Genomic DNA, 13,120 nt, shown 5'->3' on the forward strand with positions numbered 1-13,120 from the left:
AATCCGCTACAATGAGCGGCGTTTCGATGCCTCGAGAGAGATATGGCCAAGCACGTATTGCCTGATAATTTCGCCCATCCCCGCTATTGGCCCACCTGGCTGGCCATCGGACTGATGCGTCTCGGTGCCTGGTTGCCCTGGCGCCTCAAAATGGCGGTAGGGCGCCTCATCGGCCTGTGTGCCTGGCGCTTCGCGCGCAGTCGCCGGCGCATTACCGAGACCAATCTGGGGTTATGCTTTCCAGAGTTGAGCGAGGAGGAGCGGTCTCGGCTGGTACGTGAGACCTTCATCGCCAACGGCAAGGGTATTCTCGAGACTGCTACTGGCTGGTGCCGTGATCCCGAGCATTTGCGCCATCGCGTGACTTTCAAGGGCGAAGAGCACATGACTCAAGCCTTGGCGCAGGGCAAAGGGGCGTTAATCATTGGGGTGCATTTCTCGACCCTCGACCTCGGCGGTGCGCTGCATTCGCTGTTCTTTCCTGCGGACGTCGTCTACCGGGCGCATGACAATCCGCTATTCGAGCGCTTCATGACGCGTGCACGACGGCGTATTTTCGGACGTGCCATCGATCGCCATGACCTGCGCGGTGTGGTGCGTCGTATCAAGGAAGGGCACGCCGTGTGGTATTCGCCGGATCAGGATTTCGGCCGTGATGCCAGCGTCTTCGCACCCTTTTTCGGGGTCGAGGCTGCGACACTCAAATTGACGGCGAAGATTGCCCGTATGACGGGGGCGCCGGTGATGCCTTTGATTTTTCATCGCAACCCCGGTGATGAGACGTACACGTTGGAATACCTGCCTGCGCTGGAAAATTTTCCGAGCGGGGACGATGTTGCCGATGCCACACGCATCAACGGCCTCATTGAAGACGCCATTCGTCGCCACCCCGAGCAGTACCTATGGCTGCATCGGCGCTTCAAGACGCGGCCACGCGGTGAGGCCTCGCTGTATTCGAAGTGAAGGTAATGGCGAACGGTTCTCGCCATAATGATCTTGACGTTGAGCGGATTACGGACAACTCTTGAGGCGTCTCTCATGGACAATGAGAGCGAAGGTAGACAACATCCAACGGAAGGAAATTACTTATGCTCAATTATGCGATCATTTTTCTAATCATCGCCGTCGTTGCAGGTGTTCTCGGCTTTGGCGGTATTGCCGGGGCCGCCGCGACCATCGCCAAGGTCTTGTTCTTCGTCTTCTTGGTGCTGTTCGTGGTAACGCTCATTCGTGGCCGAGGTCGCTGACGCCACACGCATCAAGGCCTCATCGAAGAGGCCATTCGCCGGCAACTGTAAACTTTCCATAAGAAAACCCCACTAACCTTGCGGTTGTGGGGTTTCTTCAAGCTTACAACTTCCAGCCCTAGCGAGGCCGGTCAGGCATCGATGCGCTTGTACTTCATGCGCTTGGGCGTGTCGCTGCCCACGCGCTGGCGGTAGTCTTCCTCGTACTCGCTATAATTGCCCTCGAAAAACTCCACACGGGACTCACCCTCGTAGGCGAGGATATGGGTCGCGATACGGTCGAGGAACCAGCGGTCGTGCGAGATGACCAGCGCACAGCCAGGGAAGGCGAGCAGGGCTTCTTCCAAGGCACGCAGCGTCTCGATGTCGAGATCGTTGGACGGTTCGTCGAGCAGCAGGACATTGGCGCCTTGCTTGAGGGTCTGTGCCAGTTGCAAGCGACCGCGCTCGCCCCCCGAAAGCTCCGATAGGCGTTTTTGCTGATCGTTGCCCTTGAAGTTGAAACGTCCCACGTAGGCACGTGAGGACATCTCGTAGCCATTGATGCTGATCATGTCCTGACCGTCGGATACCGCTTCCCAGACGGTCTGCTTGTCGTCGAGATGGTCGCGCAACTGTTCCACGTAGGCGATATCCACGGTCTCACCGATAACGACCTCGCCGCTATCGGGCTGTTCCATGCCGGCGATTAGCTTGAACAGCGTAGACTTGCCGGCGCCGTTGCCGCCGACGATGCCTACGATGGCACCCTTGGGTAGCTGGAATGAGAGGTTCTCGAACAGCAGCTTGTCGTCGAAGCGCTTGGCCACATCGTGGAACTCGATGACCTTGTCACCTAGGCGCGGCCCGGGCGGAATGTAGATCTCGTTGGTTTCGTTGCGCTTCTGGAAATCGCCCGATTGCATTTCCTCGAAGCGGTTCAAGCGCGCCTTGCTCTTGGCCTGACGCCCCTTGGCGTTGCTGCGTACCCACTCGAGCTCTTGCTTGATCGCCTTGTTCTTGGAAGCCTCCTGCTTGGCTTCCTGCTCGAGGCGTTTTTCCTTCGATTCAAGCCACTGCGAGTAGTTGCCCTCGAAGGGAATGCCCTGGCCGCGGTCCAGCTCGAGAATCCAGCCGGCCACGTTGTCGAGGAAGTAGCGATCGTGGGTAATCGCCACTACGGTTCCGCTATAGTCGTGCAGATAGCGTTCCAGCCAAGCCACCGATTCGGCGTCGAGGTGGTTGGTCGGCTCATCGAGCAGTAGCATGTCGGGACTCGAGAGCAATAGACGACACAATGCCACGCGGCGGCGCTCGCCCCCGGAGAGGTTACCGACCTTGGCTTCCCAGGGCGGTAGACGTAGAGCCTCGGCGGCGACCTCCAGCTTGCGTTCGATGTTGTGAGCGTCGGCGGCCTCGATCAGATCCTCAAGACGTGCCTGCTCGGCAGCCAGGGCGTCGAAATCGGCATCCGGCTCGGCATAGGCGACATATACCGCCTCGAGCTGCTCTTGGGCGTCCTTGATCTCGCTCAGGGCCTCTTCGACCGTCTCGCGGACGTTCTTGTCGTCGTCGAGCTCGGGCTCTTGCGGCAGATAGCCGATATTGATGCCCGGCATGGGACGTGCTTCGCCGTTATATTCCTTGTCCACACCGGCCATGATCCGTAACAGCGTGGACTTACCCGCACCGTTGAGGCCGAGCACGCCGATCTTCGCGCCAGGAAAGAAGGAAAGCGAAATATCCTTGAGGATTTCATGCTTGGGCGGGACGATCTTGCCCACCCGATTCATGGTATAGACGTATTGCGCCATGGAATTCCGGTTTGGTTGGGAAATGGATCACAAGTAACGATGATAGAGGGGGCGTGGCGTAAAGGCTAGCGTGATGAAATCGCGTCTACTCGCCGCGCGTCCCATTGCTTGAAAATTTCGCTCAGCATGCTGTTTATCAGGCCTGCCCGCGCTCGGCACGCAGACGCTCGAGCTCCTGCATCGCTTCGACACGCTCGGTAACATCCTTCTGCACGCCGACGAAGTAGGTCAACTGGTCTTCGTCGTCATAGACAGGCGTGATCGAAAGTTCGTTCCAGAACATCGAGCCGTTCTTGCGATAGTTGCGCAAGACCTCCTGGCAGGGCCGTCCCTCGCGGATCGCTCGACGAATGTTATCCAACTGGGGCTGATCGCGGTCGCCGTTCTGGAGAAAGCGACAGTCGCGATAGAGGATCTCGTCGGCAGCGTAGCCGGTGAGTCGTTCGAAGCCTTGGTTGGCATAGATCAGGATGGTTTCGTCGCCTTCCTGTTCGGCCACCACGATGCCGTCGTCTGACGCGTTGACAATACGCTCAAGTAGCGCCGGGCTGATCATGGGAGGTCGTTTCATCGTCTCTGCGTTCCTTGGGACTGTCATGCATTCATCATGGCCATGCCGGGGGTGGATTTCAACGCGACGTATTACATCTCGACCTCCGGTAGGCGCTGGCTGGAGGCTGCCGCACCTAGGGCACACAGCGCCAGGACCAGCAATAGTCCAGCGCTGCCGGTGAAGTGCGCGATGGCGCCCAGCAGCCCGCCCACCAGCAACATGAGAATCCCGGTGAACGTATTGGAGAGCGCGACATACAAAGCACGCTTGTCGCTTCCGGCCATGTCGATCACGTAAGCCTTACGCCCCAGGCGTACGCCGGCATGAGCGATGACGAGCAGTGCGTACACCAACGCGTACGGCCACACGCTGTCGCTCCAGGCGCCAGGCAGCCAGGCGATCAATGCCGTGGTCGCGCAGCACAACGCGGCAATCACGGCGCTGTCGCGCATTACCTTGCGGCTGGAGCGGTCTGCAAGTTTGCCCCATATAGGGCTGGCCAGCATACCCGCCAGGCCCGAGACCAGGATCATGATACCCAGACCACCGAGGTTGGAGCCGCTTTGTTGTTGTCCCAGCAGGGCGATATAGGGCAGCGCCAACGCGCTGGAAAGCAGCAGTGCCCGCGTCATGTTGAAATGCAGGAAGTGTCGGTCGGTACGCAGCAGACGCAGGCCTTCGCCGAGGCTGCTCCACACGTTCATGCCGCCTTCGGTGGCGCCGGGCTCTTCCTTGATGCGTGATGCCAAGAGAGCATTAAGCGCCCAGCCGAGCGTGGCGATGAGCAAGAGGATCGACAGCGCAATCTGCCCTGGACGATCGCCGAACAGCATTAGTACAGCGCCCACGGCTAGCGCGATGGCGCCTGCGGCGCTACCGCTCCATCCCATGAGCGTGCCGCGGCGTTGCTTGGAAATCGTCTTGCCCAGCACGTCCTTGGTGGCAATCGACGAGAGCCCACGGCCGAGCGATAGCACCACCAAGGCCGCGAGAACGATAGCGCCGCCCCAGGCGCCCTGGCCGAAAAGTGCCATGATGGCCATGATCAGCGCCGCGAGCGCTTGTACGATGCCGCCGGTGACCCATACGCCCTTGCGAATTGCCTTGAGGCGAATGTAACCGGCAACGAACACTTGCGGCAGCAGGGCACCCGCCTCGCGGACCGGAACCAGAAAGCCTACCATCCACACCGGCGCGCCGAGGGCGCCCAGCAACCACGGCAATACCAGGCGGGCGCTGGAGAGCTCATCGGCGAGCTTGTTGCCCAGCGAGGCCAGTAAATGGCGCAGAAAGTTTCCGGGCTGCTCATGGCAGGCGGCGTCAGGAATATCCTTGCATAGCCGACTATCTTCGTCGCCGGTCAAGCGCTCGTAGAGCCGCGTCAGGGAAGAGGCGCGATCACTCATGCGTTTTGTCCTTACGTTGTGCTCTTACTACGTTCAGTCCTTGCCGGCTGGCTGGTCGCGATTGTGTGACTTGTCCGAGGGGCGCGGTCACCGCATCATGGCCGCCTTATCCACCGACGAAGGCGCGTTCGCCATGTCCCGCATTCGCATCCATTATTGCACGCAATGTCACTGGTTGTTACGAGCCGGCTGGTATGCTCAGGAATTGTTGCAAACCTTCGGTGAAGATCTCGAGCACGCTGCGTTGGCGCCAAGTCACGGTGGCCATTTCGAGATCATCTACGATGACGACGACGTGATCTGGGAGCGCAAGCGCGATGGCGGCTTCCCCGATATAAAATGGCTCAAGCAGCAGGTGCGCGACCGGCTCGACCCCGAGCGAGACTTGGGGCATACCGATCGATAAAGCACTACCACCAATGCTTGCGCTTGAGTAGCCACATCACGCCTAACCCCATCACCACGGTGAGTGTGATGAAGACGGCGAAACCATAAGGGCTGTCGGCCCCGGGGATGCCGCCTACGTTGATGCCCAGTAGTCCGGTCAAGAAGCTCAAGGGCAGGAAAACGGTGGTGATGATGGCCAGCATGTACATGCGCTGGTTGAGCTGCTCGTTGTGCTCGCTCCAGATTTGCTCCTGAAGGATCAACGCACGTTCCTGCATGGCACTGAAATCCTCGACGTAGCGTGAGAGCTGGTTGGCGTTCTCGCGTAATGCCACTTGGGTCGTCTCATCTATCCACTGAGGACTTTGGGCAAGCTGCGAAAGACAGTCGCGTTGCGGTCCCATGAAACGCCGCAGAGTGATGAAGGGGCGGCGCAGCCGGGTAAGGTCATCGGCGTCGACATCGCCCTTGGCAAGTTGCAATTCTTCGAGCTCGCCGAGGGCGTTATCGAGTTGGTGGGAATAGTCACCGACCTGATCCACCAGCGCCTCGACCAGCCAGGCGAGCAGATCGGGCACCGATAGTGCGCCGTCGCCGGCATCCAGGCGTTCACGGACATCGCTGGCTGCCTTCAGCGGACGGCGGCGCAGCGTAATCATGCGCTTGGGCGTCATCCACACGCGCAGCGAAATCATGTCGTCCATGGCGGCGCCAGGGTTGTGGTTGACGCCACGCAGCGTGGTGACGATGCCGCGTCCGAACTTGGCGACGCGCGGACGCGTGTCTTCCTCGAGCAATGCCTCGACCACTGTCTCGTCGAGCTCGGCCAAGTCGTTGAGATAGGTCGCGACATCGTCATGGCGAAAGTCGAGATGCATCCATACGGGGGCCTCATCGCTGGCCCAGGCGGCCTGCAACTCGCTCACGCTCAATAATTCACCACCACCTTGACCGTTCAGCCGGTAGGCGGCCACCAGCGCGGTGTCCATGTCACTCATCGAGATCTCCTTGTCGACGATTAGCCTTGTACGCTAAGCATGAGTGAAATAGTCATCGCTGATATGCGTAAAATCAACCGCGCAGGCAAGACGCCTGCGCCAGCGTCAGTGCGTCTCTAATCATTCGTCGTCGAGGCTTGTTTCAGCATGGGCGCGAGGCCTTCCCACACATTGTCGAGGATAGTGGGCTGCGCTTCGGCGGTGGGATGAATGCCGTCGTCCTGCATCATGGCATCTTGTAGGGCGATACCGTCGAGAATGAAGGGCACCAGGGGGATGGCGTATTCTTCACTGAGCTGTCGGAAGACGCCACGAAAGGCATCGGTGTAAGAGGCGCCGTAATTGGGCGGTATTTCGATGCCCAGTAGTAGTACGCGCGCGTCCGCTGCCTGGCTTTTTTCGATCATGTCACGCAAATTGAGCTTCATCTGCTGTGGTGAAAGTCCACGCAGGCCGTCGTTACCGCCCAGTTCGAGCAGCACGATGTCGGGTGAGTGACGCTCGAGCAGTTCCGGCAGGCGTGCAGCGCCGCTCGAGGTGGTATCGCCACTGATGCTGGCATTGATGACCTGATGCTGACGGCCCAGGCGTTGTCGAAGCAAGTTGACCCAGCCTGCGTCACGCTCGATGCCGTGAGCCGCGCTCAGGCTATCGCCGACCACCAGCAGGGTATCGGCGCGAACATTCACGGCATGCCCCGCGGCGAAACACAACATGGCGACCATCAGGACGCGCATGCCTCCGCGTATCCAGGAAGAGGAATTCTCACGCATGTCCGACGACTCCTTGAGTGAAGCTAAAACCCCCATTTTACACGCAAGTCACGTCGCGCAGCGCGTGCGCAGCGGTGAGCGTGTACTGACAATTCTCGACGACTTGGCGTTGGACGTCCATGGCGGCGAAAGCGTGGCCATCTTGGGTAGTTCCGGATCGGGCAAGTCGACCCTGCTAGGCTTGCTGGCGGGGCTGGATACGCCCAGTGAAGGCGATATCCGGTTATTCGGTGAATCGCTGAACGATCTGGACGAGGATGGCCGGGCGCGATTGCGCGCCGGTCGAGTCGGTTTCGTGTTTCAGAACTTTCAATTGCTGCCCACGCTGACGGCACTGGAAAACGTGTTGCTGCCACAGGAGTTGTCGCCGGGCCCCGACGACGATCAGCGGGCACGTACCTGGCTGTCTCGGGTGGGGCTCGGCGAGCGCCTGTCGCATCTCCCCAAGCAGCTCTCCGGCGGTGAACAGCAACGCGTGGCGGTGGCCCGCGCCTTCGTCAGCCATCCCAGGCTGGTTTTCGCCGACGAGCCCACCGGCAACCTCGACCGAGCCACGGGGGCGTATATCATCGACTTGCTGTTCGAACTCAACCGGGAAATGGGCACGACCTTGATATTGGTCACGCACGATCATGCTCTGGCGCGACGCTGCGAGCGATGCCTGCGCCTTGAAGAAGGGCGCCTACAGGCCATGAGCCACGACGAGGTGGTCTCGTGAAGGCGCTCTCGCTATCGCTCAAGGGGTTGTGGCGTGATCTTCGTGCCGCCGACGTGCGGGCGCTGTTCGTGGCGCTGGCGCTGGCGGTGGCGGCCTCGACGATGATCGGTTTCTTCCTGGATCGTCTTGACCGAGGGCTGACCCGGCAGGCCGGGCAGTTGATGGGCGGCGATCTGGTGCTTGAGCAGAGCGATCCCTTCTCCGAGGAGCTTCGTCAGGCGCTTCGCGATGCTGGGCTGACGCTCTCGCAGCAGGTCGACCTGATTTCGATGGTCAGTCGCGACGATGCCTTCCAGCCGGCCAGTCTCAAGGTCGTTGACGCCGCTTATCCGTTGTATGGGCAAGTGCGCGTCGATCGGGGCGAGGGCCTCGAAATGCTGGCTCACGGCCCCGCGCCCGGCAGCGTGTGGGTGGCGCCGCGCCTGGCGCGGCTGATGGAACTCGACATTGGTGACTCGCTCGCGATAGGCGACAGCACGCTCATTGTAAGTGGTCTGATCGAGCGCGAGCCGGATCAGAGCGCGGGGTTTTCGGCCTTCAATCCACGCGTGATGATGCACCGCGATGACCTGGCGGCGACCGATCTGGTGCAGCCCGGCTCGCGGCTCGAATACGAACTGCTGGCCCAGGGGCCGCCCGAAGCGGTGGCGCGTGTACAGTCACGCCTAGAGAGCCTGCGCGATAACGGTGTCGAAGTCCGCGATGTGCGCGAGGATCGTCCTCGGCTGGGCGGTGCGCTGGATCGCGCCCAACGCTACCTGAGCCTATCGGGACTGGCCGCAGTATTGTTGGCAGGGGTCGCGGTAGCCATGGCCACGCGTCGCTATGTCGATCGCCATTTGGATACTGCGGCGTTGTTGCGCTGTTTCGGCGCCTCTCAGCGACAACTCGTGACATTGTTTGCCCTGCAGCTCGCCTGGCTGGCATTGGCGGCTGCGGTGGTGGGGGCGCTCTTGGGTCTGCTGGGACAGGCTGGCTTGCTGATGATTCTGACGAATTTCTTGCCGCTCGAACTGCCGCCGCCGGGACCATTGCCGCTATTGATGGGGGTGCTGACCGCGCTGGCGGTGCTCATCGGCTTCGCCGGTCCCACCCTGTTGCGTCTCAAGCGTGTGAGCGCGCTCAAGGTGCTACGGCGAGAACTCGACCCTGTGCCCATGGCCGGCTGGGCCGTGGTGGTCATCGCCAGTGGCGTTTTTGGCGCTTTGCTGTGGTTGTATTCGGGTGATTTCACGCTCTCGCTGGGGCTTTTGATCGGCGGCGAACTGGCGCTGGCGGCCTTGTGGCTATTGGGCCACGGGCTACTCTCGGGGCTACTGCGACTGGTGCGAGGCGTCGCTGGCGAGCGCCGCCATGGCGCGCGGCACGCTTGGCGTCTCGGCGCGCGACAATTGGCCCGCCGTCGACATGCCAGCTTGGGGCAGTTGCTGGCCTTCTCGGTCACCTTCGCCGCCATGGCGATCATTGCCCTCGTGCGCGGCGATCTGGTGACGGCCTGGGAATCGCAATTGCCCGAGGATACGCCCAACTACTTTGCTATCAATATTCAGCCGGCCGAACGCGAAGGCTTTCGACAGATCGTCGAGGGGGCCAGCGATACGCGTAGTGCTTTGTATCCCATCGTACGTGGGCGGCTGGTCGCTATCGATGGCGATGCCGCCGAGGACGCCGTACCGGCCGAGCAACGTGACGCCAATGTGCTGCGGCGTGAGCTCAATCTAACCTGGCGTGAGACATTGCCCGAGGGCAACCGCATCGTCGCCGGCGGGTGGTTCGATGCAGGCGCGCCTGCCGAAGACGGCCGCCCGGTGCCGATCTCCATGGAACAGGAGCTGGCCGAGCGCCTAGACGTGACGCTTGGTGAGGTGCTGCGCTTCGATATCGGCGGCGAAACGGTCGAGGGACGCGTCACCAGCCTGCGCAGCCTCGACTGGGAAAGCTTCCGGCCCAACTTCTTCGTGATCTTTCCTCCGGGGACGCTTGAGCGCTTCAGCCACAGCTATATCACGGCGTTTCACCTGGAAGATGAGCGCCAGACGGTCATCGGTAAGCTGGTATCGCGCTATCCCGGCGTCTCGCTGCTCAATGTCGACGCGATTCTCGAGCAAGTCCGCGAGTTGCTGGGGCAAGTGACGCGTGCCATCGAACTGGTGCTGGTATTCGTGTTGTTGGCGGGGATCAGCGTGCTCTATGCCGCGCTCACCGCAAGCCGCCCGATGCGCGCGCACGAAAGCGCTCTGCTGCGTGTGTTCGGTGCCGGCGATCGGATGATCGCTCAGATTCAAGGTGCTGAATTCGCACTGCTGGGCATCGCCAGCGGGCTGCTGGGCGCATTGCTGGCGGAAGCGGCGGCGCTGGGTGTCTACCTGATGTGGTTCGATCTACCGCCGCGCTTGCATTGGCCGCTATGGGTCGTGATGCCCTTGGGCGGTGGGCTGCTCATCGGAGGTATCGGTCATCTGTTGACCCGTCAGGTACGTCGTCAAGCGCCCATGGAAAGCCTGCGGCTATTGGGGGAAACCTGAGGTGGTACTAGGCACGCAAGAAGCCCCGCCGAGGATCGTTTGATCGTTCGGCGGGGAGGACCAAACTTGCAGGGCATTGTCGGTAAGCGGGCATCCATGCCCCATGCAATCCTTCCACTCGGCGACGAACTGCCGACGAGCAGCGCCACTGTAGCGTTCAAAGGCAAGGTGCAGAAGATGAGTTCACTCATCGCCACGTGCGGTTTTGGTCATCGCGTACATGCTTGAGCGATCCTAAAGCGACTATGAGAAATCATGCAGCGACGGATGACTGCCTTTCATATGAAAGGCATCGCGCGCTGCGCTATCATAGCGCTTCGTTGACCCCGTGCGGCGCCCGCCGCGCAGACCTTCCGTGATTCGAGGACTCTCGCCGATGTTCACCCGTGACATGCAGATTGCCGGTTTCGATGATGCCCTGTGGGACGCCATGCAGCAGGAGGTGGGCCGTCAGGAAGCGCACATCGAGCTGATCGCCTCCGAGAACTATGCTAGCCCGCGCGTCATGCAGGCGCAGGGTACGCAACTGACCAACAAGTACGCGGAAGGTTACCCCGGCAAGCGTTATTACGGCGGCTGCGAGCACGTCGATGTCGTCGAGCAGATGGCCATCGACTACGCCAAGGAACTATTCGACGCGACCTACGCCAACGTTCAGCCGCATTCCGGCTCCCAGGCCAACGGTGCTGTGTTTCAGGCGTTGGTCAAGCCCGGCGATACCGTACTGGGCATGAGCCTCGACGCGGGTGGCCACCTGACCCACGGTGCCAAGCCGAACTTCTCCGGCAAACATTACAACGCTGTGCAGTACGGCCTCGACGACAACGGCCTGATCGATTACGACCAGGTCGCTAGTCTGGCGCGCGAGCACCAGCCGAAGATGATCATTGCCGGTTTCTCGGCCTATTCGCAGATCATCGATTGGGCCAAGTTCCGTGAAATCGCCGACGAGGTGGGGGCCTACCTGCTCGTCGACATGGCGCATATCGCGGGTTTGGTCGCGGCGGGTGTCTATCCCAGCCCCTTGCCTCATGCGCATGTGGTCACCACCACCACACACAAGACCCTGCGCGGACCGCGCGGTGGTTTGATTCTCTCCGCCGAAAACGACGCCGAGATCGAGAAGAAGTTTCAATCCGCCGTCTTCCCCGGTGGGCAGGGCGGCCCGTTGATGCATGTCATCGCCGCCAAGGCAATCTGCTTCAAGGAAGCCATGGAGCCCGACTTCAAGGCCTACCAGCAGCAGGTAGTGATCAACGCCAAGGCCATGGCCAGCGTGTTCATCGAGCGGGGCTATGACGTCGTATCCGGCGGCACCGAAGACCACCTCTTCCTGCTCTCGCTGGTCAAGCAAGGCCTGACCGGCAAGGACGCCGATGCCGCGCTGGGCCGCGCGCATATCACCGTCAACAAGAACGCCGTGCCGGGCGATCCGCAGAGCCCGTTCGTCACCTCGGGGCTGCGCATCGGCACGCCGGCCGTGACCACGCGTGGCTTCGGTGAGAGTGAGTGCGCCGATCTCGCCGGCTGGATCTGCGATATTCTCGACGCCATGCAGCAGGGCGATACCGCGCAGGCGGAGGCCGACGTCAAGGCCAAGGTCGAAGCCGTCTGCGCGCGGTTGCCGGTGTATCGTTAAACCGTGATGGCCTCCTGACGGAGGGCACGTCCTGATGAGATCCCTCGCTTTTCGTGATGCTGCGAAGCGGGGGATTTTCTTTTCTCGCCATTGGTAAGTGGTATTCTCTTGCTAAGGAAAGCGGGCCTGTTTCCTCGCCATACGAGACTCTGCCTTTCGGTGTTGCATGTCGCTATTTCCCGTTAGCACTAAGGTCTAAGAGCAATACGGCCGAAAATGCTGGAACCTATGTCGGACATAGAGGTAAATTTGTCCAACAAGGCAGGCGGAGCCGTTTATGCGCCCCTCTTCACTTTCCGGTACCACGGCACGACCCGATATCGCCGAGTCGTTGGCCGAGGCGATTTTCAGTGGCCGTTATGCACCCGGTGACTTGATTCCCCGCGAGCTGGATCTCTGCGAGACGTATGGCGTCAGCCGAAGCACGGTGCGTAGCGTTTTGCAAAATCTGGTTTCGGCGGGGCTTTTGGTGCGGATCTCAGGCCAGGGCACCCGAGTGCGTGAACTGACCCAGTGGCATATGCTCGATCCGCGAGTGACCGAGTGGATGGCGCGCTATGCCGAGCCCAATCCGCGCTTCCAACGTGAAATCTATGCGTTCCGTGTGGCTGTCGAGCCGTTCGTGGCGTATCTGGCGGCCACCGCTGCCACGGCGACCGATCTGTTGGCAATCGAGCAGGCCTACGAGGGCATGATGCGAAGCCTTGATGCGCCCGATCATTGCTGGGAAGGGCGCTCGCACGATGATTATGACGTGGCCTTCCATGAGGCGATTTTCGCTGCGACGCACAATGTGGTGTGGACGCAGCTCAGTCATGTGCTGCGGCCCACGATTACGGTGCTGGTCCAGCGCTCCAACCAAAGCGCCGATGAGCTTGCCGATAGCATGGAACGCCACCGCAAGGTAATGGAGGCGATTCGCCTGCGTCAGCCGGCGCGGGCACAAGCCTGTGCCTTGGCGGTTCTCGAGCGCACCGGGCAAGATCTGGGTATCGCCGAATCCCCGACGAACCTGCCTTCATTATCCCCGCTTGGCGGCGCCAATTCTGACGGGCGCTGAGCGAGTCATCATTTTGCATCG

General features: G+C 61.0%; 12 protein-coding genes. 7 read left to right on the plus strand and 5 right to left on the minus strand.

The features are described from left to right. The first annotated feature begins 42 nt into the window (after positions 1-42). Complete coding sequence (lpxL, locus tag KZO83_RS09050) at positions 43-963, plus strand: LpxL/LpxP family Kdo(2)-lipid IV(A) lauroyl/palmitoleoyl acyltransferase (RefSeq protein WP_247620536.1); 921 nt, start codon at positions 43-45, stop codon at positions 961-963. A gap of 125 nt (positions 964-1,088) precedes the next feature. Next, complete coding sequence (locus KZO83_RS09055; RefSeq protein WP_075368045.1) at positions 1,089-1,247, plus strand: DUF1328 family protein; 159 nt, start codon at positions 1,089-1,091, stop codon at positions 1,245-1,247. 131 nt (positions 1,248-1,378) lie between these two features. Here KZO83_RS09055 and ettA read toward each other — a convergent pair whose 3' ends face one another. The 3 genes from ettA to KZO83_RS09070 form a co-directional block, all read right to left on the minus strand. After that, a complete protein-coding gene (gene ettA, locus KZO83_RS09060; protein ID WP_097021860.1) occupies positions 1,379-3,040 on the minus strand; it encodes an energy-dependent translational throttle protein EttA in 1,662 nt (553 codons plus the stop codon). A gap of 136 nt (positions 3,041-3,176) precedes the next feature. Continuing rightward, positions 3,177-3,611, minus strand: a complete 435-nt coding sequence (locus KZO83_RS09065; protein ID WP_097021859.1) for a PAS domain-containing protein — start codon at positions 3,609-3,611, stop codon at positions 3,177-3,179. Positions 3,612-3,682: 71 nt separating this feature from the next. After that, on the minus strand, positions 3,683-4,999 hold the full coding sequence (locus KZO83_RS09070) for an MFS transporter (protein WP_247620537.1): 1,317 nt from the start codon (positions 4,997-4,999) through the stop codon (positions 3,683-3,685). A gap of 133 nt (positions 5,000-5,132) precedes the next feature. Here KZO83_RS09070 and KZO83_RS09075 point away from each other — a divergent pair, with 133 nt between their 5' ends. Beyond that, a complete protein-coding gene (locus KZO83_RS09075) occupies positions 5,133-5,405 on the plus strand; it encodes an Rdx family protein (RefSeq protein WP_247620681.1) in 273 nt (90 codons plus the stop codon). Positions 5,406-5,409: 4 nt separating this feature from the next. Here KZO83_RS09075 and KZO83_RS09080 read toward each other — a convergent pair whose 3' ends face one another. Then, complete coding sequence (locus tag KZO83_RS09080) at positions 5,410-6,384, minus strand: zinc transporter ZntB (protein WP_247620538.1); 975 nt, start codon at positions 6,382-6,384, stop codon at positions 5,410-5,412. Between the two features lie 116 nt (positions 6,385-6,500). Next, the gene (locus tag KZO83_RS09085) at positions 6,501-7,109 is read right to left on the minus strand and encodes an arylesterase (RefSeq protein ID WP_247620682.1); all 609 of its coding nucleotides are present in this window, start codon (positions 7,107-7,109) and stop codon (positions 6,501-6,503) included. A gap of 46 nt (positions 7,110-7,155) precedes the next feature. Between KZO83_RS09085 and KZO83_RS09090 the strand changes: the two genes are divergently transcribed. The 4 genes from KZO83_RS09090 (at position 7,156) to KZO83_RS09105 (ending at position 13,099) form a co-directional block, all read left to right on the plus strand. Continuing rightward, positions 7,156-7,875: an ABC transporter ATP-binding protein gene (locus tag KZO83_RS09090; RefSeq protein WP_040242543.1), complete on the plus strand. Its 720-nt coding sequence runs from the start codon at positions 7,156-7,158 to the stop codon at positions 7,873-7,875. Then, on the plus strand, positions 7,872-10,400 hold the full coding sequence (locus KZO83_RS09095; protein ID WP_247620539.1) for an ABC transporter permease: 2,529 nt from the start codon (positions 7,872-7,874) through the stop codon (positions 10,398-10,400). Before KZO83_RS09090 ends, KZO83_RS09095 begins: the two co-directional genes overlap by 4 nt. A 376-nt stretch (positions 10,401-10,776) precedes the next feature. After that, entirely contained in the window at positions 10,777-12,039 is a 1,263-nt protein-coding gene (glyA, locus tag KZO83_RS09100; RefSeq protein ID WP_247620540.1) for a serine hydroxymethyltransferase, read from the plus strand. 277 nt (positions 12,040-12,316) lie between these two features. Next, positions 12,317-13,099 carry a FadR/GntR family transcriptional regulator gene (locus tag KZO83_RS09105; protein ID WP_247620541.1) on the plus strand — a complete coding sequence of 261 codons (783 nt, stop codon included), beginning with the start codon at positions 12,317-12,319 and terminating at the stop codon, positions 13,097-13,099. Positions 13,100-13,120 lie beyond the last annotated feature (21 nt).

It is taken from the genome of Chromohalobacter moromii, from assembly GCF_023091865.1.
Lineage (GTDB): Bacteria > Pseudomonadota > Gammaproteobacteria > Pseudomonadales > Halomonadaceae > Chromohalobacter > Chromohalobacter moromii.

Coding starts and splice junctions, on each gene's coding strand:
- lpxL (WP_247620536.1), top strand. CDS start 43: ATGGCCAAGCACGTATTGCCTGATAATTTCGCCCATCCCCGCTATTGG.
- KZO83_RS09055 (WP_075368045.1), top strand. CDS start 1,089: ATGCTCAATTATGCGATCATTTTTCTAATCATCGCCGTCGTTGCAGGT.
- ettA (WP_097021860.1), bottom strand. CDS start 3,040: ATGGCGCAATACGTCTATACCATGAATCGGGTGGGCAAGATCGTCCCG.
- KZO83_RS09065 (WP_097021859.1), bottom strand. CDS start 3,611: ATGAAACGACCTCCCATGATCAGCCCGGCGCTACTTGAGCGTATTGTC.
- KZO83_RS09070 (WP_247620537.1), bottom strand. CDS start 4,999: ATGAGTGATCGCGCCTCTTCCCTGACGCGGCTCTACGAGCGCTTGACC.
- KZO83_RS09075 (WP_247620681.1), top strand. CDS start 5,133: ATGTCCCGCATTCGCATCCATTATTGCACGCAATGTCACTGGTTGTTA.
- KZO83_RS09080 (WP_247620538.1), bottom strand. CDS start 6,384: ATGAGTGACATGGACACCGCGCTGGTGGCCGCCTACCGGCTGAACGGT.
- KZO83_RS09085 (WP_247620682.1), bottom strand. CDS start 7,109: ATGGTCGCCATGTTGTGTTTCGCCGCGGGGCATGCCGTGAATGTTCGC.
- KZO83_RS09090 (WP_040242543.1), top strand. CDS start 7,156: ATGTCCGACGACTCCTTGAGTGAAGCTAAAACCCCCATTTTACACGCA.
- glyA (WP_247620540.1), top strand. CDS start 10,777: ATGTTCACCCGTGACATGCAGATTGCCGGTTTCGATGATGCCCTGTGG.
- KZO83_RS09105 (WP_247620541.1), top strand. CDS start 12,317: ATGCGCCCCTCTTCACTTTCCGGTACCACGGCACGACCCGATATCGCC.